This is a genomic window from Ectorhizobium quercum, assembly GCF_026552795.1.
GTDB lineage: Bacteria > Pseudomonadota > Alphaproteobacteria > Rhizobiales > Rhizobiaceae > Ectorhizobium > Ectorhizobium quercum.
On record NZ_JANFPI010000004.1, the window covers coordinates 118,012 to 136,353 of the forward strand.

An 18,342-nucleotide genomic window follows, 5' to 3' on the forward strand; every position below is an offset into this window, starting at 1 on the left:
TTGCATGAAAATGAACAATGTTCAATATAGAATATGAACAACGTTCATGAAAATTTGGAGCCCATGCCTTGGCCGGAAAACGGGAAGCGAAACGCGAGGACCTGAAGGAGCGGCTGATTGCCGCCGCCTATGAGCTGATCCGCGACCACGGCCTGAAAAGCCTGCGCGCCCGTGACGTGGCCGAAAAGGCCGGCTGCGCGCTGGGCGGGCTCTATACCGTCTTCGACGATCTCGACGGGCTGATCCTGCATGTCCATTCACGCACGCTGGGCGCGATGGATGCGGCGCTGCGCCAGCCGGGTCTTGCCGGCGCCGACCTTCGCGAGACCTTCCGGCATCTGGCGCTCGCCTATCTCCGCTTCGCGCGGGAAAACTACAATCTGTGGAGCGCGCTGTTCGAGCATCGCCTGCCCGAGGGCGCCCGCATGCCGGAATGGCTTCAGGCGGAGCAGACTTTCCTCATCCGCCTGATCGCCGAGCCGCTGGCTCTGGCGCTGCCGGGCGCGTCCGAACAGGAGCTCGCCCTGCGCGCCCGCACGCTGTTCGGCGCCGTCCACGGCGTCGTGTCGATCAGCCTGGAGGACCGTTTCACCGGCATCGCTGCGGACAAGCGCGAGGAGGAGGTCGCCATGCTGGCCGACATTCTGGCGAGCGGCATCGTCCGCCGCTCATAACGGCGCGATCACTTCCGCTCGCGATCATGTGATCGCCCCCCTCCCCTTGAAAATCGTCAGGACCGCGACCAAATCTTCCCCAACCCCTGGTCCGGGCCCCTCTGGCATGAGCCGCCGGCTCTCATGTGATGTCGGACCTTTTTTCGACATCGCAGCCGGCAGAGGACCTGTAAGGGTATGGATTTCGCTTTTCTGTTCGCGGAATGGCTCGGCAAGCCCGTGTGGATGTGGGCTTCCTTCATTTCGCTGGTAATCACCATTCTCGCATTCGATCTCGGCGTCCTGCACAGGGACAACAAGGAGATCGAGGTCTCCGACAGCCTGAAACTCTCCGCGCTCTATATTTCCCTCGGCCTCGCCTTCGGCGCGTGGGTCTGGTGGTATCTCGGCGCCGAGTCCGGCATGAACTACCTGACCGGCTTCGTGGTCGAAAAGACGCTGGCGCTCGACAACGTCTTCGTCATCGCCCTGATCTTCTCCTTCTTCGCCGTGCCGCGCCTTTATCAGCACCGTGTGCTGTTCTGGGGCATTCTTGGCGTCATCGTGTTGCGCGCGATCATGATCGGCCTCGGTGCCGCGCTCGTGACCGAGTTTGCCTGGGTGCTCTATCTCTTCGCCGCCTTCCTCATCGGCACGGGCCTGAAGATGCTGTTCGGCGAGGACAAGGAGCCCGATCTCGCGAAGAACCCGCTCATCAATTTCATGCGCCGCCGCTTCAACGTGACGAACGAACTGCACGGCGAGCGCTTCTTCGTGCGCCAGGAAAATCCGAAGACCGGGCGTGCCGCCCTGTTCGTGACGCCGCTGTTCATGGCGCTCGTCGTCATCGAGGTGGCGGACGTGATCTTCGCCGTCGATTCCGTGCCGGCGATCTTCGCCATCACCACCGATCCGTTCATCGTCTATACGTCGAACATCTTCGCGATCCTCGGCCTGCGCGCCCTTTATTTCGCGCTTGCCGCGATGATCCACCGTTTCGAGTACCTGAAGCCGGCGCTCGCCATCGTCCTGATCTTCATCGGCTCGAAGATCTTCATGGCCGACCTGCTCGGGATCGAGAAATTCCCGCCGGCCCTGTCGCTCGGCATCACGCTGTCGATCATCGCGGCCGGCGTGGTCTGGAGCCTGGTCAAGACCCGCAAATCCGAAGAATCCGCCTGAGGGCGGCCTCCCGGGGCTCCGGATGGGTGGGTTGCCGCCCATCCGGAGCGACCTTTTTCAGGCGATCCGCTTGTAAAAGAACGTCGTGCCGCAAAAACTGCCGTCCGGATAGAGCGCGTAATCGGGCACGACGCCGACGCGCGTCCAGCCGAACCGCGGATAGATCGCCTCAGCCGGGCTTCCGGTCGCCGTGTCGAGAACCAGCAGGGTCTTGCCTCCTTCGGCGGCCTTGCGTTCCGCAGCCTCCATCAGCAGGCGCGAAAGGCCAAGCCCGCGGGCGGCGCGATGGACAAGCAATTTCTTCAGGTCGCCGCGATGCGGCTGGTTCGACGTCTGCTTCATGCCGACCTGAACCGTTCCGGCGACCCGGCTGTCATGGAGCGCGACCGCCAGCAGCGTGTCGCCCTCGCCCGCCGCATCGGCGATGCCGCGCCAGTAGTCGCGCGCTTCCTCCATCGCAAAGGGCAGCATGAAGCTGACGGATGCGCCGCCATGCACGCAGTCGGAAAGAACCTCGCTCAGCTCTTCCAGCCGTTCGAGCGTCTGTTCACGTCCCAGGAAGCGGATTTCGGTCATGGGTGTCCTCGATTTCTCAGGCGGGCTTTTCGATGATGACGGCGTATCGGGCCGGCCCGGGGCCCGGATTGTGAAAGGCATGCGGTGTCGAAAGCGTCATGAACAGGCAGTCGCCCGGCTGCATCCGGTGGGTCGCGCCGTCCGCCGTCATGTCGAGCAGGCCGGAAAACAGCCAGACATGCTGCACCATCGCCGGCTGGCCGGAGAGCGACGGATAGGAGACCGTCCCGCCCGGCGGAAATTCCACCTCGACGATATCGGCGCGCGCCGGCATGCCGGCAGGCGACACCGAGCGGCGGACATAGCCGGTTTCCGGATCGCGCCACACCGGCTGGCCGGCGCGGCGGGCAAGCGGCGAGGCGTTCCGCTCCGCTTCCTCGAAAAAGGCCGAAAGCGACAGTCCGAAGGCCGAGACGATCCGCGAAAGCAGCGTCGCGGTCGGGCTGGCATCGCCCCGCTCGATGCGCGAGATCATCGCCCGGCTGACGCCCGAAAGGCCCGCAAGCTCGTCGAGCGTCAGCCGTTTCGCCGTCCGCAGGGCTTTCAGTCGAAAGGCGATGCGCTGGTTCAGTTCGGTGTCGTTTTCCATTATCGTAGATTTATTGATTATCATGATGGAGTCAAGCGCGCCCCGCATATCGGGAAAATTCTCGGGAAAGCAACTGAACGCTTGCACTTTAGCCTACATCCTGCCCATTTCCCGGTTCAGATGGCATCCTGACGATTCGCCGGCAAGCGGCGCCTAGGAGAGAGGCATGAATGATGTAATGAGACCGCAGATTGCGGAGATGCGGCCGAAGATCACGGTCATCGGCGTGGGCGGCGGCGGCGGCAACGCCGTCAACAACATGATCGCGGAAGGCTTGCAGGGGGTCGATTTCATCGCCGCCAACACCGACGCGCAGGCGCTCACCATGTCGAAGGCAGAGCGGCTGATCCAGCTCGGCTCGGACATCACCGAAGGTCTCGGGGCCGGCTCGGTGCCGGATGTCGGCCGCGCCGCCGCGGAGGAATCCCTGCACGAGATCATGGACCACCTGAACGGCACGCATATGTGTTTCGTCACCGCCGGCATGGGCGGCGGCACGGGCACGGGTGCTGCGCCGGTCATCGCCCGCGCGGCCCGCGAGGCGGGTATCCTGACGGTCGGCGTCGTCACCAAGCCCTTCTCCTTCGAGGGGCGTCGCCGCCTGCAGGCCGCCGAGGAGGGCATCGAGCGTCTGCGTGAAGCGGCCGATACCGTCATCGTCATCCCGAACCAGAACCTGTTCCGCATCGCCGACGCCAACACCACGTTTGCCGATGCCTTCGTCATCGCCGACCGGGTGCTGTTTTCCGGCGTGTCGTGCATCACCGACCTGATCGTCAAGGAAGGCCTCATCAACCTCGACTTCGCCGACGTGAAGTCGGTGATGAAGGGCATGGGCCGCGCCATGATGGGCACCGGCGAATCCTCCGGCGAGGGCCGGGCGCTCAAGGCCGCCGAGGCCGCCATCGCCAACCCGCTGCTGGACGAGGTATCCATGAAGGGCGCGCGCGGCGTGCTGATCTCCATTTCCGGCGGCATGGACATGACGCTGTTCGAGGTGGACGAAGCCGCCACCCGCATCCGCGACGAGGTCGACGACGAGGCCGACATCGTCGTCGGCGCCATCTTCGACAAGAATTTCGACGGCCGCTTCCGCGTTTCCGTGGTGGCGACCGGGCTCGGCGAAGGACCGCTTCCGCTCTGACCTTGCGCAAGGCCATTCCGGATCGTCCCGAAACGGGCGTCCGGAATGGCTTCAGAGCCGGTCGAGCAGTTCCGCCTTCTTGGCCTGGAATTCGGCTTCCGTGAGAATGCCCTTCGCATGCAGGGCGGCCAGACGCTCGATCTTGCCGAATATGTCGTCGTCAGCCGGAGCTTCGCCGGCGGATACTTGCGTCACCGGTGCCGGTTGCGCCGGAGCGGGCGGCACGGCTGCCTCGCTGGCGGCAGGCGCTTCGCCTCGTCCCTCTTCGCCCGCGACCGGCACCTCTTCCAGTTCCGACAGCGAGACCAGTCCGTATTGCGAGGTGAAGGTCAGGCTCTGGTCCCCGCCCTGCTGCTGCGAGAAACCGCCGATCCGGTGGTCCTTCGTGTCAAAGACCCGGATGCGCCCGCCGATATCGATAGCCAGCCGCCGCGTGGCGGGGAAAAACGCATAGCGCAGGTTGTTCTGCCCGCCCGTCGAGGCGGGAACACCGAGATCGCCCGACCACCAGTTGCCGGACCCTGCCCCACCCGGAACGAACAGGCTGACGCCGCCGCCCTGCTGCTGCGACTGAAAGGCGGCCGGCGCGGCCAGCATCGCCTCGTTGCCCAGCAGGCCGGCCAGCTCGCGGCAGATCCCGTCCACCGTCGCCTTCAGCCCGTTGTTGAACATGTCGCCGATCATGATCATGCCGCCCGCCGACCATTGGCCCATGCCGCCGAGTTCGGGATGGTTGAACTGCGCCTGCGATCCATAGCCCGCCATGACGGCGGCGAGCAGATGCTCCACCGCCGCCGGGCTGACCCCGTAGCGCCGCGCGATATCGTCCAGCACGCGCCGGCCTTCCTCGTTGAGCTGTCTCATCCTGCCGCCCGTATCCATGTTCGTTACCGGGCGGCACCTGCCGGCCCTTGCTGCCGTTTCCTACCACGGACCGCCGCGGCTGGACAGGGCCGGCCGGCCTCCGGTTCCGGCACCACGGCGGGTTGCGCACGGGAAAATCGCTACCCCCCTTTTCCCGTGCGGCGTCTCCTGTAGATTGCACTTTCCGCCGCGATTCGCCGGCGGCATCCAAACCGGAATTCCTGTCATGAGCGTGATACAAGAGCCTGGGCCGAGGGCGGCCTCGCCCTTTTCGATTGCCGCCATCATCCTGTCGATGACGATCCTTGCGCTCGGCAACGGCATCATCTTCACCTACGTGCCCTACACGCTGGCACGCTCGCCCGACACGCAATGGGCTGCCGGGCTTTCCATCGCGGCGGTGGCGTTTGGCGGGCTGGTCGGCAGCGTGATCGCCGGGCCGCTGATCCGCCGCGCCGGTCATGCGCGGCTGTTCGCGGTCTCGTTCGCGCTGGTCATCATTTCCGAGGCCGTCATCGCGATGGGCGTCAGCCCGTGGGCGTGGATCTTCGCGCGCGGCCTGTTCGGCGCTGCCGGCAACATGAATTTCATCATCACCCAGAGCTGGATCAACCATGCCGCCTCCAACGACTGGCGCGGCAAGGCGATGTCCTTCTTCTACATGACCTATGTGATCGGCCTCGGCCTCGGCGCCCTGCTGCTCGGCCGCCTTCCCGAAGCGGGCAACATCGCCCCGGTCGTCGCCATCGTCTTCTGCTCGCTCGCCATCCTGCCGGTCAGCCTCACCCGCCTGCCGATCCCGCCCGCGCCGGCCAGCGTCAGGATCGACCTGCCGCTCGCCTGGCGCAATTCCCCGGTCGCCTTCGTCGGGATCATCGCCGCCGGCGGGCTTTCGACCTCCGTGCAGAGCTTCACGCCGATCTACGCGGCAATGAACGGCGTCTCCCAGGACACGATCGCGACGCTGATGTTCGTCATGGCGCTCGGCCTGCTCTTCGTGCAATACCCGCTCGGCGCGCTTTCCGACCGCATCGACCGGCGGATCGTGCTGGTGCTGACCTGCGCGATCATCGCCACGGCCGGCAGCATCGCGCTCGGCGTTTCCTTCTCGTCCTTCGTTCTGCTGATGATCGTCTTTTCCGTTCTCGCCGGTTCGGCGGAATCGGTCTATTCCATCGCCTCGGCGCATGCCAACGACCGGGCCGACCCGTCCTATTTCGTGCCGCTCGCCTCGACGCTGCTGATCGCGTGGTCGATTTCCGCGACCTGCGTGCCGCTGGCGATCTCGGCGCTGACGCCGGTGTTCGGGCCAAAGACCTTCCTGTTCTCGGCCATCGCGGTGGCGGTCTGCTATGCCGCCTTCACCCTGCTGCGGCTGCGCGAACGGCCGCAGGTTCCCCCGGAGGACCGCGAGAGTTTCGAGATCAAGAGCGCGCAGGTGCCCGATGCCGCGGCCCTGACGCAGCCGGGCGCGGGCACGCCTGCGGAAAATCCTTAAAATTTTCCCCAATAGCCCGGTTCCGGCGCCTCTTTCCGCTTTGCGGGCGCTTGCACCCCTGCTATAGCGCGGAGCATGAGCACCAGTTCCCGCACGCCCCTCGACCATATCCGCAACTTCTCGATCGTGGCGCATATCGACCACGGCAAATCGACGCTGGCCGACCGGCTGATCCAGACCTGCGGCGGTCTGGCCGAGCGCGAAATGTCGGAACAGGTGCTCGATTCGATGGATATCGAGCGCGAGCGCGGCATCACCATCAAGGCCCAGACCGTGCGCCTGCACTACAAGGCGAACGACGGCGAGACCTACGTGCTGAACCTCATCGACACGCCCGGCCATGTCGACTTCGCCTACGAGGTGTCGCGCTCGCTTTCGGCCTGCGAGGGATCGCTGCTGGTGGTCGACGCCAGCCAGGGCGTCGAGGCGCAGACGCTCGCCAACGTCTACCAGGCCATCGACAACGACCACGAGATCGTCACCGTGCTCAACAAGGTGGACCTGCCCGCAGCCGAGCCAGAGCGCATCAAGGAACAGATCGAGGAGGTGATCGGCATCGACGCCTCCGAGGCGGTGCTGATTTCGGCCAAGACGGGCCTGGGCATTCCCGACGTTCTCGAAGCCATCGTCCACAAGCTTCCCGCCCCGAAGAAGGGCGACGAGAAGGCGCCGCTCAAGGCGCTGCTGGTCGATAGCTGGTACGACACCTATCTCGGCGTCATGGTTCTGGTGCGCGTCATCGACGGCGTGCTGGCCAAGGGCCAGCAGATCCGCATGATGGGCACGGGTGCGAAATACGGCGTCGAGCGCGTCGGCGTCCTCACCCCGAAGATGCTCAATGTCGACAGCCTCGGCCCCGGCGAGATCGGCTTCATCACCGCCTCGATCAAGGAAGTGGCCGATACCCGCGTCGGCGACACGATCACCGACGACAAGCGCCCGACGGCGGAGGCCCTGCCGGGCTTCAAGCCGGCGCAGCCGGTGGTGTTCTGCGGCCTCTTCCCGGTCGATGCCGCCGATTTCGAGGACCTGCGCGCGGCGATGGGCAAGCTGCGCCTCAACGACGCCTCCTTCTCCTTTGAAATGGAAAGCTCGGCGGCGCTCGGCTTCGGCTTCCGCTGCGGCTTCCTCGGCCTGCTGCACCTCGAAATCATCCAGGAGCGGCTGGAGCGCGAGTTCAACCTCGACCTCGTGGCGACGGCACCTTCGGTCGTCTACCAGATGACGCTGACCGACGGCACGGAGAAGGAGCTTCACAACCCGGCCGACATGCCGGACGTGGTGAAGATCAAGGAAATCCGCGAACCGTGGATCAAGGCGACGATCATGACGCCGGACGAGTATCTCGGCTCGATCCTCAAGCTCTGCCAGGACCGCCGCGGCATCCAGACCGAACTGACCTATGTCGGCAGCCGCGCGATGCTGACCTACGAACTGCCGCTCAACGAAGTGGTGTTCGATTTCTACGACCGCCTGAAGTCGATCTCGAAGGGCTATGCCTCCTTCGACTACAACATCATCGACTACCGCGCCGGCGACCTCGTGAAGATGTCGATCCTCGTCAACGGCGATCCGGTCGACGCGCTGTCGATGCTCGTCCACCGCTCCGCCGCCGACCGGCGCGGCCGCGGCATGTGCGAGAAGCTCAAGGAACTCATTCCGCCGCACATGTTCCAGATCCCGATCCAGGCCGCCATCGGCGGCAAGGTCATCGCCCGCGAGACGGTACGCGCGCTGCGCAAGGACGTGACCGCCAAGTGCTACGGCGGCGACGCCACCCGCAAGCGCAAGCTGCTGGACAAGCAGAAGGAAGGCAAGAAGCGCATGCGCCAGTTCGGCAAGGTGGAAATCCCGCAGGAAGCCTTCATCGCCGCGCTGAAGATGAACGACGAGTGAGGCGATTGCCAGCGCGATAATAACCCAAAAAGGGGAGGCTTTCGCCTCCCCTTTTTACATCTGTCGCAGGCGCGGAGCGTATCAGGCCTTGCCGGCTTTGCTGGCCTTGCGGGCGCGGATTTCTTCCTGTTTCACGCTTTGCCGCACGCCTATGCCGATGGCCGCGCGCAGGCCGAGGAACACCAGCACCGAAAGGCCGGCGAGAATGCTGGCGAAAAGCGGAACGTCGCTGTCGCGCAGGCCGGGGAAAAGTCCGGCTCCGTTCATGGCTGCGAGCGAATAGGTTCCCCACAGGAACAGGAGATGCAGGGCGATGGTGAGGACGGCGCACAGAAAGGCGATTTTCCACATCCGGCCCGATGCGGGGCGCTCCTTCTCGCGCGAATACCAGAACTGGCCGGTGGCGGACCCTGCGACGAAAATGACGACGAAACCCATAGCGGTGTTTCTGAACTCGATCTGGAAGAAGATATCGAGCGCCACGACCAGGACGGCGACAAGAATCAGGGCGCCGATCAATGTTGCCAGATAAATGGAAACGAGCTTGAGGGCGGAAATGGAACGGGCAGGCTGAGGGGTCATGTCTGAATTCTCTGAATCATGCTGAACACGATTATGTGAATAGCACTCCGCATGCGGGGAGACAAATCTTCGCGCGGCGCGCCGTGATTTGTTCAGATCAGCCCGAAGGAACTGCCGGCGAGGCTGAGGGCGAACACCATGAGAAAGGCCGCGGCCACCCGGCAGAACAGGCTGGGAAAGCGCCGGCTGGCCAGTCGCAGAATGGAGGCGCCGGCCGAAAGCCAGAAGGCGGCGACGACGGCGACGATGCCGGCGAAGACGACGAGGCGCGGCAGGGTCTGGAGGAACTCGCCGTTTGGCAACAGGACGATGCCGAAGATCAGCGCCTTGGGGTTCAGCATGGTGGTGACGAAAACCTGGCGGAAGGTCACGAGCCCGGTTTCCCCGGCTTCGCCGAGCGGCGTCACCCACAGTTTCAGCGCGAGAAGCGTGACCCAGACGGCGGAGCAGAGCTTCAGCGCGCTGGCCGCCACCGGATGACCGTCCAGAAACGGACCGGCAAAAGCCACCAGCGGCACGATCGTGACCATGTAGCCGAGGTTTTCGGCGAGGATGAGCGGCAGGCTGCGCCGGAAACCGGCGGACGCGCCGCCGACGGCAAGCAGCGTGTTGGTCGGGCCCGGCGTCAGCAGCAGCAGGAAGATCGCCATCGTCAGGCTTGCCGTCATCATTTCTCTTCCCGCCTTTCCTGCCGAACCGCTTCGCAACCGCCGTCACATTATCGCCGTCAGCCCTGTTTTTCTTGATTCAGGACAAACCGGCAAGAAAACATTGTTGCGGATCAACGGCGCCCTGGCGGTTTCGTCTGCTTGTGAAAAGGCGGGGCCGGCGCTACACCGGGCAGAGGCAGGGAGACGCATCATGAGCGAAAGCGCATCGACCGGACCGGCGCAATCCGGCCCCCGCATCGCCATCACCTATTGCACCCAGTGCAACTGGCTGCTGCGCGCCGGCTGGATGGCGCAGGAACTGTTGCAGACCTTCGGCCAATCGCTCGGCGAAGTGGCGCTGGTCCCCACCACCGGCGGGGCGTTCGAGATCACGCTCGACGGCCAGACGATCTGGGAGCGCAAGCGCGACGGCGGCTTTCCCGGTCCGAAGGAACTGAAGCAGCGCGTGCGCGACGTCATCGATCCCGGCCGCGACCTCGGCCACACGGACCGCGAGGGCAAGGAAGGCCGCTGACGGTCTTCGCGCCTTTTTTTCACTTTCGGCGAAATCGTTTTGCGGCGGAAGCGCTTGCCGCGCGGGCTTCGTTCGCCTTTGGCAGCTTGCGGGCGAATGCCATGCTCGCAGCCGTCTCTTGACATACCCCCGGGAGTATATGTATCGCTCTTTCGGAGAGGTTCCATGCCCCATTCACCCGAGGACAAGAAGCGCGCCCTCGTGCGCCTGAAGCGCATCAAGGGACAGGTCGAGGCGCTGGAGCGCGCCGTCGATGCCGGAACGGAGTGCAGCCTGCTCCTCCAGCAGATCGCAGCCCTTCGCGGCGCGGCGGGCGGGCTGATGGCCGAGGTGCTGGAAAGCCACCTGCGCGAGACCTTCGGGCAGAGCGGTGAGGACATCCCGCCGGTTTCCGGTCCTCCCGGAACCGATGACGAAATGAACGCCATCATGAAGATCCTGCGCACGTACCTGAAGTGAGCGTGGGGCTCGACAACCGAGGAGACAGACTATGAAAAGCCGCGCCGCCGTTGCCTGGGAGGCCAACAAGCCGCTTTCCATCGAAACCATCGAGATCGGAGGTCCGAAGGCGGGCGAGGTTCTCATCGAGATCATGGCGACGGGTGTGTGTCACACCGACGCCTACACGCTCTCCGGCCTCGATTCCGAGGGCAAGTTCCCGGCGATCCTCGGCCATGAGGGCGCGGGCATCGTGCGCGAGGTCGGCGCGGGCGTTACCTCCGTCAGGCCGGGCGATCACGTCATTCCGCTCTACACGCCGGAATGCCGCGGCTGCAAGACCTGCCTGTCGCAGCGCTCCAACCTCTGCACGGCCATCCGCGCCACGCAGGGCCAGGGCCTGATGCCCGATAAAACCACGCGCTTTTCCTGCGATGGCGGCGAGGTGTTCCACTACATGGGCTGCTCGACCTTCTCCAACTTCACCGTCCTGCCGGAAATCGCCGTCGCCAAGGTGCGCGAGGACGCGCCCTTCGACAAGATCTGCTACATCGGCTGCGGGGTTACGACCGGCATCGGCGCGGTGATCTACACTGCCAAGGTGCGTCCCGGCTCGAACGTCGTGGTGTTCGGCCTCGGCGGCATCGGCCTCAACGTCATCCAGGGCGCGCGCATGGTGGGGGCGGACAGGATCATTGGCGTGGACATCAATCCGTCCAAGGTCGAGATGGCGAAGAAGTTCGGCATGACCGACTTCGTCAATCCGCGCGAGATCGGCAATGACAAGGTGGTGCAGGCCATTCAGGACCTGACCGATGGCGGCGCCGACTATTCCTTCGACGCCACCGGCAATACCGACGTGATGCGCCAGGCGCTGGAATGCTGCCACCGCGGCTGGGGCGAGTCGATCGTCATCGGCGTGGCGGAAGCGGGCAAGGAAATCGCCACGCGCCCGTTCCAGCTCGTCACCGGCCGCGTCTGGAAGGGCACGGCCTTCGGCGGCGCGCGCGGCCGTACCGACGTTCCGAAGATCGTCGACTGGTACATGGACGGCAAGATCAATATCGACGATCTCATCACCCACACCATGCCGCTTGACGAGATCAACACCGCCTTCGACCTGATGCACGAGGGCAAGTCGATCCGCTCGGTCGTCGTCTATTGAGGCCCGCCATGACGCCTGAAACGAACACGCTCGAAACCGTTTCCACAGCCAGGGCCCACGGCGGCGTGCAGGGTGTCTACCGCCACCAGTCGGTCGAAACGAAGACGCCGATGACCTTCGCCGTCTTCGTGCCGCCGCACGGCGAAGGCGAAAAGCTGCCGGTGCTCTGGTATCTCTCGGGGCTGACCTGCACCCACGCCAATTGCATGGACAAGGGCGAGTACCGGCGGCTGGCCGCCGAACTCGGCCTGATCGTCGTGCTGCCGGACACCTCGCCGCGCGGCGAGGAAGTGCCGGACGAGAAGGACAACTGGCAGTTCGGTTCGGGCGCCGGCTTCTATCTCGACGCGATGCAGGCGCCCTATGCCGAAAACTACCGCATGTATTCCTATGTCGTGAAAGAACTGCCGGACCTGATCGCCGCCCATTTTCCGGCGGATATGAACCGTCAGGGCATCGCCGGCCATTCGATGGGCGGCCACGGCGCTCTGACGATCGCGCTGAAGAACCCGGAGCGTTTCAAAAGCGCTTCGGCCTTCGCTCCCATCGTCAAGCCGTCCGTCGCCGGCTGGTCGCGGCCGGCGTTCGAGAAGTATCTCGGGACCGACGAGGCCGCATGGCGCGAATACGACACCTGCCTGCTGATCGAGGACGGCCGGCGGTTCCCGGAATTTCTCGTGGATCAGGGCGGGGCCGACAGCTTCCTGACGACCGGCCTGATGCCGGAGCTTCTGGTGGAGGCGGCGGACAAGGCCGGCCAGAAAGTGGTGCTGAACCTGCGGGAAGGCTACGACCATTCCTACAACTTCATCTCCACCTTCATGGACGATCACCTGCGCTGGCACGCGGCACGGCTGAAGGGATAACAGGCGGCGAGACGCCGGAAAAGGATTGCTCTCGTGAACATCGTCGCCCATGTCGAAATACCCGTCGCGGATCTGGAGCGGGCGATGGCGTTCTACGCCGCCGTTTTCGGCATCGGCTTCGGGGAAATCGTCGAGATTCACGGAAGCCGGATGGCCTTTTTCCCTTTCGAGGAGGGAAAGGACGGCGCGAGTGGCGCTCTGGCGCAAGGCGAGGTCTACGTGCCGACCGTCAACGGGGCCATCGTCTATTTCAGCGTTGCGGATATCGACGCGGCTCTTGAGAGAGCCGTGGCGCAGGGCGCGGCGCTGCTGTTTCCCAAAACACCGGTCGGCGATGGCGGTTTCGTCGCCGAGATCGGCGACAGCGAAGGCAACCGGATCGCCCTGCAATCCCCGCCGGCGGGCTGAAGCCGCCGGCGCCTATGGGATTTCCGGGTGATGGTGGTGCGGATGCTGCTGCTTCAGCGGTGTATCGTCCTTGAGCGGCACGGTCTGGCGCTCGATCATGCGATGGACGCGGGGCTTTTCCGTGCCCCGATGCAGCGCCAGCAGGCGTTCCGCCACGTCGGCGTCGGCCTGCGTGCGCCGCTGGTTGTGGCGGATATATTCGACCCAGGTCGGAACGTGATAGGTCTCGGTCCAGATGTTCGGGTTTTCCAGGTCGCGCAGCAGCGCCCATTGCTGCGCCCCGTCGCGCAGGCGGATGCGGCGGCGGTCGGACATGGCGGCGAGAAAGGCCGGAATGTCCTTATGGTCGATCTGGTAGTCCACCATGATCATGATCGGCCCGCTGCGGGAGCGCAGGTCGAGGCTCAGTTCCGGCTCGCTGAAGCGATTGAGCGGATCGAGGTTCAGGTCATTGAAAGGCGGCAGCGGCTGGCGGATGCCGATCAGCACGCCGCCGATCATGGCCATGCTCGCGATCACCAGCGCGGTTTCCGGGCCGTAGCCTTCGGAAATCAGGCCCCAGATCCAGCTTCCCAGCGCCATGCCGCCGAAGGTGGCCGTCTGGTAGATGGCGAGCGCCCGTCCGACGACCCAGCGCGGCGTCGAAAGCTGGACGGTGACGTTGAAGAGCGAGAGCGCCATGACCCAGCAGGCGCCGGCCGGCAGCAGCACGAGACAGTCGAGCAGGATCGAGCGGCTGACGGCGAGTACGCCGATGCAGGCGGCGAAGCCGGCGAAGGAGAAGCGCACGATGGTCTCGTTGGCGAAGATTTCGCGGATGCGGGCATTGCCGAGCGCGCCGAAAATCGCCCCGAAGCCGAAGCAGCCGAGCAGGACGCCGTAGACGAATGCGCCGCCGCCGATGATGTCGCGGGTGATGACCGGCAGGAGTGCCAGTACCGAGATCGCGAACGCACCGAACAGGAACCCCCGGATCATGACCTTGATGAGGTTCGGCGACATCGACACGTAGCGGACGCCCGCCATGACGGCGCTGCCGAAGTGTTCGCGCGGCAGGCCCCGCGGCCGGGGCTCCGGTTTCCACGAGACAAGCGCGCCGATGAGCGCGACGTAGCTGAAGGCGTTGAAGGCGAAGGCCGCGGCCGCCCCGGCCGTCGCGACGATGCCGCCGCCGATGGCCGGGCCGATGGAGCGCATGAGATTGAAGCTCATGCTGTTCAGCGAGATGGCCGCCGCCACGTCCTCGCGCGGCACGATATCGCCCACCGACGCCTGCCATGAGGGGTTGTGCAGCGCCGTTCCGCAGCCGATCAGGAAGGTGAAGGTCAGCAGCAGCCACGGCGTGATGTGTCCGGCAAACGCCAGGAAAGCCAGAAGGACGGAAACCGCCAGCATGAAGAGCTGCGCGGCGAGCATGATCCTGCGCCGGTCGAAATTGTCGGCAAGCGCTCCGGAGGCGAGCGAGAAGATCATGACCGGCAGCGTCGTGGAGGCCTGCACCAGCGCCACCATGTCCTGCGAGGGCGAGATCGTCGCCATCAGCCAGCCCGCGCCGACGCCCTGGATGAGCCCGCCCAGATTGGAAACCAATGTTGCAAGCCACAGAGTGCGAAACACGGGATGGTGGAAAAGGGCAAGTGTCGACCTTCTCTGCGGCACGTCTTTCCTCCTCCGGCTACGCACGAGTCTTTTGATTGACGACAGGCTACATTGAAATGGCGCGGAGGCAACCGCCGGTGGGAACGAAAAGGCGTTTGTCCGTACCATTTCCCGCTTGCGCGCCGGCGGCGAATGGGGAAATGCTGCGCCCGTCCCGCATCCTGCGTTGCGGCAAGAAAAACACCAGAGGATGAACGATATGCACGACATGACCGGCCTTCCCGAAATCGACGGCGCGCGCCTGTGGTCCGACCTGATGACGATGGGTGCCATCGGCGGCACGGCGCGCGGCGGCTCCTTCCGCCCTGCCCTGTCCGGCGCGGATGCCGAAGCCCGCAATCTCTTCGCGCACTGGGCGCGCGAGGCCGGGCTTGCCCTGTCCGTCGACCGGGTGGGCAACATGTTCGCCCGGCGCGAGGGGCGCGATCCGTCGCTGCCGCCCCTGATGATCGGCAGCCACCTCGACACGCAGATGCCGGGCGGGAAATTCGACGGCGTGCTGGGCGTTCTGGCCGGGCTTGCGGTCGTGCGCGCGCTGAACGCGGCCGGCCTCGAAACGCAACGCGCCATCGAGATCGTCAACTGGACGAACGAGGAAGGCGCGCGCTTCCAGCCCGGGCTTATGGGGTCTGCCGTCTTTGCCGGGCTTCTGCCGCTCGACGAGGTTCTGGCGCGCACCGACCGCAAGGGGCTTTCGGTCAGGGACGAGCTGGCCGCCACCGGCTATGCCGGGCCGGTGCCGGCCGGCGGGCGCGAGGTCCACAAGTATCTGGAGCTGCACATCGAGCAGGGACCGGAACTGGAGAAGAACGGCGCCGTGATCGGCGCGGTCACGAACAGTTCATGGGGCTGCTCCGGCTTCATCGAAATCCGCGGCGAGAACGGCCATTCGCAGACGGCGGCGATGTCTCGGCGGCGCAACGCGCTGGTCGGCGCGGCGAAGCTCATCCTCGCCATCGAGGAGATCGGCGCCGCGCAGGAGCCGGCGGGCATGGTCAGCGCCACGGTCGTCGAGAACTGGCCGAACAACCGCGTCAACATTCCGCACCTGGCGAAGCTTTCCTATGTCGTGGTCCACGAGACGGCGGAAGGCCGCCAGGCCATCATCGACCGGATCGAAGAGGCGGCCCGGCGGATCGCGGAAGACAGCCATCTCGACATCGAGACCACGACCGCGCATTTCCGCGACCGGCTGGATTTCTCACCCGATCTTCTCGACCTCACCGTGAAGACGGCGGAAGGCCGCGGTCTTTCCGTGATGACGCTGCCGACACTCACCGCCCACGATGCGCTGTCGATCCACTTCGTCGCGCCCGTGGCCATCGTCTTCGTGCCCTGCCGTGACGGCATTTCGCATTCGGAGCTGGAATGGTGTGAGCCGGAACACGCCACCGCCGGCGCCCGGGTGCTGCTCGACATGGCTCTGGCCGCAGCGAACGAGGGGTGAGAACCCGTCGCTATTCGTGCATTTCGGCATCGCCGGCGGGCAGGCCGTGTTCGCTCCATTCGGCTTCCGGAATTTCCGCGCCGAGGGAGAAGGCGAGCCTTGTGACCGCTGCGAGGTCGCCCGAGCCCGTGCAGGCGTAGCGCAGCCGGAACCAACGGCCGGAAATGCGAACCGCCGCCCCCTCGGCGGTGAGTTCGCGGCCGCGCAGGCGGGTATCGGTCGTCGCGTAGGCAATGACGAAGTCCGGCGCGAGGTCGGGCTTCCACAGGCGCACCTGTTCCATGACCTCCAGATTGCACAATTGTTCCAGACGCGTTTCCGGCGCAAGTGTTTGCAGCGCCTCGCGTGCGCTGGCGCTGCGGGGATCGGAAAGCACCTCTGCCGCGCGAAACCGGGTGGCGGCGATCATGTCGTCCTCGGCGGCGGCGGGCGGGTCGGCAGGCTGCTCCGGCGCGGCGCTTTCGGGAGAAATCGGTCGGGTCGATACCGGCGGCGCAGAGCGGGGATCGGCGGGAAACAGCGTGACGGCAATCGGCTCCTCCGGCTCCTCCTGTAACGGGTCGATCGTTGCGAGCATGGCAAGCAGCGCAAGCGCCCCGACGTGGACGAGAAGGGAAACGACAAGCAGACGGAGCGACAGCCGGCGGTTGCCCGGCGGGGCGAACGGCCCGCCGGGCGGGCCGCCTGAAAGCGCCGCTCTCATCCTTTCCTCGCCTCTTCGTGCCTGCCTTGACGCTTGCCGAGCGCCGCCCCGAGCGAAGCCGCCGCCGCCTTCATCTCGTGGGTGGTAAACCCGGAAAAGCCGAGCACGAGGCCCTGATCGCGCGGTTGTCCGAGATACATCGGCGAAAGCGGACGCAGCCCCGTCTCCGCCGCCACGGCGGTTTCGAAGGCGAGCGCCGGCGCGCTGCCGGCCTCCCGCGCGCCGAAACGGGTGAAACGCGCCACGAGGTGAAGCCCCTGCGCCGGCGGGCTGATAAGAAGGGCCTCTCCGCATTCGGCCTTCAGCGCCGCCACCAGTATGTCACGGGCCCGTTCAGCCGTGCGGCGGGCGCGTTTCAGGTGGGCGGAGAAATGGCCCTCCGAAATCAGCCGGGCGAGCGCCTGCTCGGCCAGAACCGGCGGCTGGCGGTCGCTGGTGCGGCGCAGGTCGAGCACGCGCGGCAGAAGCCGTTCCGGGACGACGGCATAGCCGGTCCTGAGGCCCGGAAAGAGCACTTTCGAGAAGGTCCCGAGATAGACGACGGAGCCGGTGTCGTCCATGCCTTGCAGGGCGGCCAGCGGCGGCCCGGCATAGCGGAACTCGCTGTCGTAATCGTCCTCGATAATGATCGCGCCGTTCGCTTTCGCCCAGTCGATCAGCGCCAGCCGGCGGCGCATGGTCATCGTCACGCCCAGCGGAAACTGGTGCGAGGGGGTGACGTAGATGACCCGCGCCGACCTGCCTGCCGGGCCGATCAGGGCGGGATCGAGCCCCTCCTGATCGACCGGAACGGCAATCGGCCTGCCGCCGGCCCCGCGCACGGCGGCGAGCGCCGAAGGATAGCACGGATCCTCGACCAGAACGCCGTCGCCGCGCTCCAGCGTGGCGCGCAGCACCAGATCGAGCCCCTGCTGCATTCCCGAGGTGATGACGATCTGTTCGGGCGCGCACCGCACGCCGCGTGCCGTCTGGAGATAATCGGCGACTGCCTGCCGCAGCGCGGCGCTGCCGCGCGGATCGCCGTAGCGGAAGAAGCTTTCGTGCGGGCGGGCCAGTTCATGGGCGATCAGCCGGCGGAAGATGTCGAAGGTGCGAAGGTCGGGCGTCGCGACGCCGAGCGCCAGCAGCCCCGGCGCCGGCGGCTCGATCTGCGGCAGCGTGGCGGGGCGCAGCGGCGGCGCATCGCCGAGGAGCGGAACGGCCTCGGCCACGAAGGTGCCAGCGCCCACCCTCGCCTCGGCAAACCCTTCCGCCACCAGCCGCTCATAGGCGGTGACGGCCGCCGCGCGCGACAGTTTCAGCCGCTTCATCAGGTCGCGGGTCGGCGGCAGCTTGGCGCCGGGCGGCGCCAGCCCGGTTTCGATCAGCCGCCGCAGGGCATTGTAGAGGGCCGCCGCCCGCGTTCCAGCCTCGGGCAGCACCGGCATGAGGGCAGACCAGTCGGGCAGATTGGTCTTTCGATTTGTTCTCATATTGGCTCTATCCCG

Annotated in this window: 19 protein-coding genes; 11 read left to right on the plus strand and 8 right to left on the minus strand. The window is 65.6% G+C overall.

Annotated elements, in window-relative coordinates; all coding sequences use genetic code 11:
* The first annotated feature begins 68 nt into the window (after positions 1 to 68).
* Both NOF55_RS12905 and NOF55_RS12910 read left to right on the plus strand, forming a co-directional pair.
* The gene (locus NOF55_RS12905) at positions 69 to 674 is read left to right on the plus strand and encodes a TetR/AcrR family transcriptional regulator (protein ID WP_306411792.1); all 606 of its coding nucleotides are present in this window, start codon (positions 69 to 71) and stop codon (positions 672 to 674) included.
* 177 nt (positions 675 to 851) lie between these two features.
* A complete protein-coding gene (locus NOF55_RS12910) occupies positions 852 to 1,835 on the plus strand; it encodes a TerC family protein (protein ID WP_306411793.1) in 984 nt (327 codons plus the stop codon).
* Between the two features lie 57 nt (positions 1,836 to 1,892).
* Here the strand turns inward: NOF55_RS12910 and NOF55_RS12915 are convergent, their stop codons facing one another.
* Positions 1,893 to 2,411: a GNAT family N-acetyltransferase gene (locus NOF55_RS12915; RefSeq protein ID WP_306411794.1), complete on the minus strand. Its 519-nt coding sequence runs from the start codon at positions 2,409 to 2,411 to the stop codon at positions 1,893 to 1,895.
* Between the two features lie 16 nt (positions 2,412 to 2,427).
* Positions 2,428 to 3,000: a helix-turn-helix domain-containing protein gene (locus NOF55_RS12920; RefSeq protein WP_306411795.1), complete on the minus strand. Its 573-nt coding sequence runs from the start codon at positions 2,998 to 3,000 to the stop codon at positions 2,428 to 2,430.
* A gap of 166 nt (positions 3,001 to 3,166) precedes the next feature.
* Between NOF55_RS12920 and ftsZ the strand changes: the two genes are divergently transcribed.
* Positions 3,167 to 4,144: a cell division protein FtsZ gene (ftsZ, locus tag NOF55_RS12925; protein ID WP_306411796.1), complete on the plus strand. Its 978-nt coding sequence runs from the start codon at positions 3,167 to 3,169 to the stop codon at positions 4,142 to 4,144.
* Positions 4,145 to 4,195: 51 nt separating this feature from the next.
* Here ftsZ and NOF55_RS12930 read toward each other — a convergent pair whose 3' ends face one another.
* Positions 4,196 to 5,008, minus strand: coding sequence for an SHOCT domain-containing protein (locus NOF55_RS12930; RefSeq protein ID WP_306411797.1), 813 nt, complete (start codon positions 5,006 to 5,008; stop codon positions 4,196 to 4,198).
* Positions 5,009 to 5,234: 226 nt separating this feature from the next.
* On the opposite strand from NOF55_RS12930, the gene NOF55_RS12935 reads away from it, so the two are divergent.
* Both NOF55_RS12935 and lepA read left to right on the plus strand, forming a co-directional pair.
* The gene (locus NOF55_RS12935) at positions 5,235 to 6,506 is read left to right on the plus strand and encodes an MFS transporter (RefSeq protein WP_306411798.1); all 1,272 of its coding nucleotides are present in this window, start codon (positions 5,235 to 5,237) and stop codon (positions 6,504 to 6,506) included.
* Positions 6,507 to 6,581: 75 nt separating this feature from the next.
* The gene (gene lepA, locus NOF55_RS12940) at positions 6,582 to 8,402 is read left to right on the plus strand and encodes a translation elongation factor 4 (RefSeq protein ID WP_370868980.1); all 1,821 of its coding nucleotides are present in this window, start codon (positions 6,582 to 6,584) and stop codon (positions 8,400 to 8,402) included.
* An 81-nt stretch (positions 8,403 to 8,483) separates the two neighbouring features.
* Here the strand turns inward: lepA and NOF55_RS12945 are convergent, their stop codons facing one another.
* Positions 8,484 to 8,984, minus strand: a complete 501-nt coding sequence (locus tag NOF55_RS12945; RefSeq protein WP_306411799.1) for an ABZJ_00895 family protein — start codon at positions 8,982 to 8,984, stop codon at positions 8,484 to 8,486.
* A gap of 92 nt (positions 8,985 to 9,076) precedes the next feature.
* A complete protein-coding gene (locus tag NOF55_RS12950) occupies positions 9,077 to 9,655 on the minus strand; it encodes a LysE family translocator (protein ID WP_306411800.1) in 579 nt (192 codons plus the stop codon).
* A 190-nt stretch (positions 9,656 to 9,845) separates the two neighbouring features.
* Between NOF55_RS12950 and NOF55_RS12955 the strand changes: the two genes are divergently transcribed.
* The 5 genes from NOF55_RS12955 (at position 9,846) to NOF55_RS12975 (ending at position 13,046) form a co-directional block, all read left to right on the plus strand.
* Entirely contained in the window at positions 9,846 to 10,169 is a 324-nt protein-coding gene (locus NOF55_RS12955) for an Rdx family protein (RefSeq protein WP_306411801.1), read from the plus strand.
* A 165-nt stretch (positions 10,170 to 10,334) separates the two neighbouring features.
* Positions 10,335 to 10,628 carry a metal/formaldehyde-sensitive transcriptional repressor gene (locus NOF55_RS12960; protein ID WP_306411802.1) on the plus strand — a complete coding sequence of 98 codons (294 nt, stop codon included), beginning with the start codon at positions 10,335 to 10,337 and terminating at the stop codon, positions 10,626 to 10,628.
* Positions 10,629 to 10,659: 31 nt separating this feature from the next.
* Positions 10,660 to 11,772: an S-(hydroxymethyl)glutathione dehydrogenase/class III alcohol dehydrogenase gene (locus NOF55_RS12965; protein ID WP_306411803.1), complete on the plus strand. Its 1,113-nt coding sequence runs from the start codon at positions 10,660 to 10,662 to the stop codon at positions 11,770 to 11,772.
* Between the two features lie 8 nt (positions 11,773 to 11,780).
* Positions 11,781 to 12,638, plus strand: a complete 858-nt coding sequence (gene fghA / locus NOF55_RS12970; RefSeq protein WP_306411804.1) for an S-formylglutathione hydrolase — start codon at positions 11,781 to 11,783, stop codon at positions 12,636 to 12,638.
* Between the two features lie 33 nt (positions 12,639 to 12,671).
* On the plus strand, positions 12,672 to 13,046 hold the full coding sequence (locus NOF55_RS12975; RefSeq protein ID WP_306411805.1) for a VOC family protein: 375 nt from the start codon (positions 12,672 to 12,674) through the stop codon (positions 13,044 to 13,046).
* Between the two features lie 12 nt (positions 13,047 to 13,058).
* Here the strand turns inward: NOF55_RS12975 and NOF55_RS12980 are convergent, their stop codons facing one another.
* Positions 13,059 to 14,705 (minus strand): MFS transporter, encoded by a 1,647-nt coding sequence (locus tag NOF55_RS12980; protein ID WP_306411806.1) that lies wholly within the window; start codon positions 14,703 to 14,705, stop codon positions 13,059 to 13,061.
* A gap of 190 nt (positions 14,706 to 14,895) precedes the next feature.
* Between NOF55_RS12980 and NOF55_RS12985 the strand changes: the two genes are divergently transcribed.
* Positions 14,896 to 16,152 carry a hydantoinase/carbamoylase family amidase gene (locus tag NOF55_RS12985; RefSeq protein ID WP_306411807.1) on the plus strand — a complete coding sequence of 419 codons (1,257 nt, stop codon included), beginning with the start codon at positions 14,896 to 14,898 and terminating at the stop codon, positions 16,150 to 16,152.
* Between the two features lie 10 nt (positions 16,153 to 16,162).
* Here the strand turns inward: NOF55_RS12985 and NOF55_RS12990 are convergent, their stop codons facing one another.
* Positions 16,163 to 16,855, minus strand: coding sequence for a DUF930 domain-containing protein (locus NOF55_RS12990; RefSeq protein WP_306411808.1), 693 nt, complete (start codon positions 16,853 to 16,855; stop codon positions 16,163 to 16,165).
* Positions 16,852 to 18,327, minus strand: a complete 1,476-nt coding sequence (pdxR, locus tag NOF55_RS12995) for a MocR-like pyridoxine biosynthesis transcription factor PdxR (RefSeq protein ID WP_306411809.1) — start codon at positions 18,325 to 18,327, stop codon at positions 16,852 to 16,854. The genes NOF55_RS12990 and pdxR overlap by 4 nt, the downstream gene beginning before the upstream one ends.
* Positions 18,328 to 18,342 lie beyond the last annotated feature (15 nt).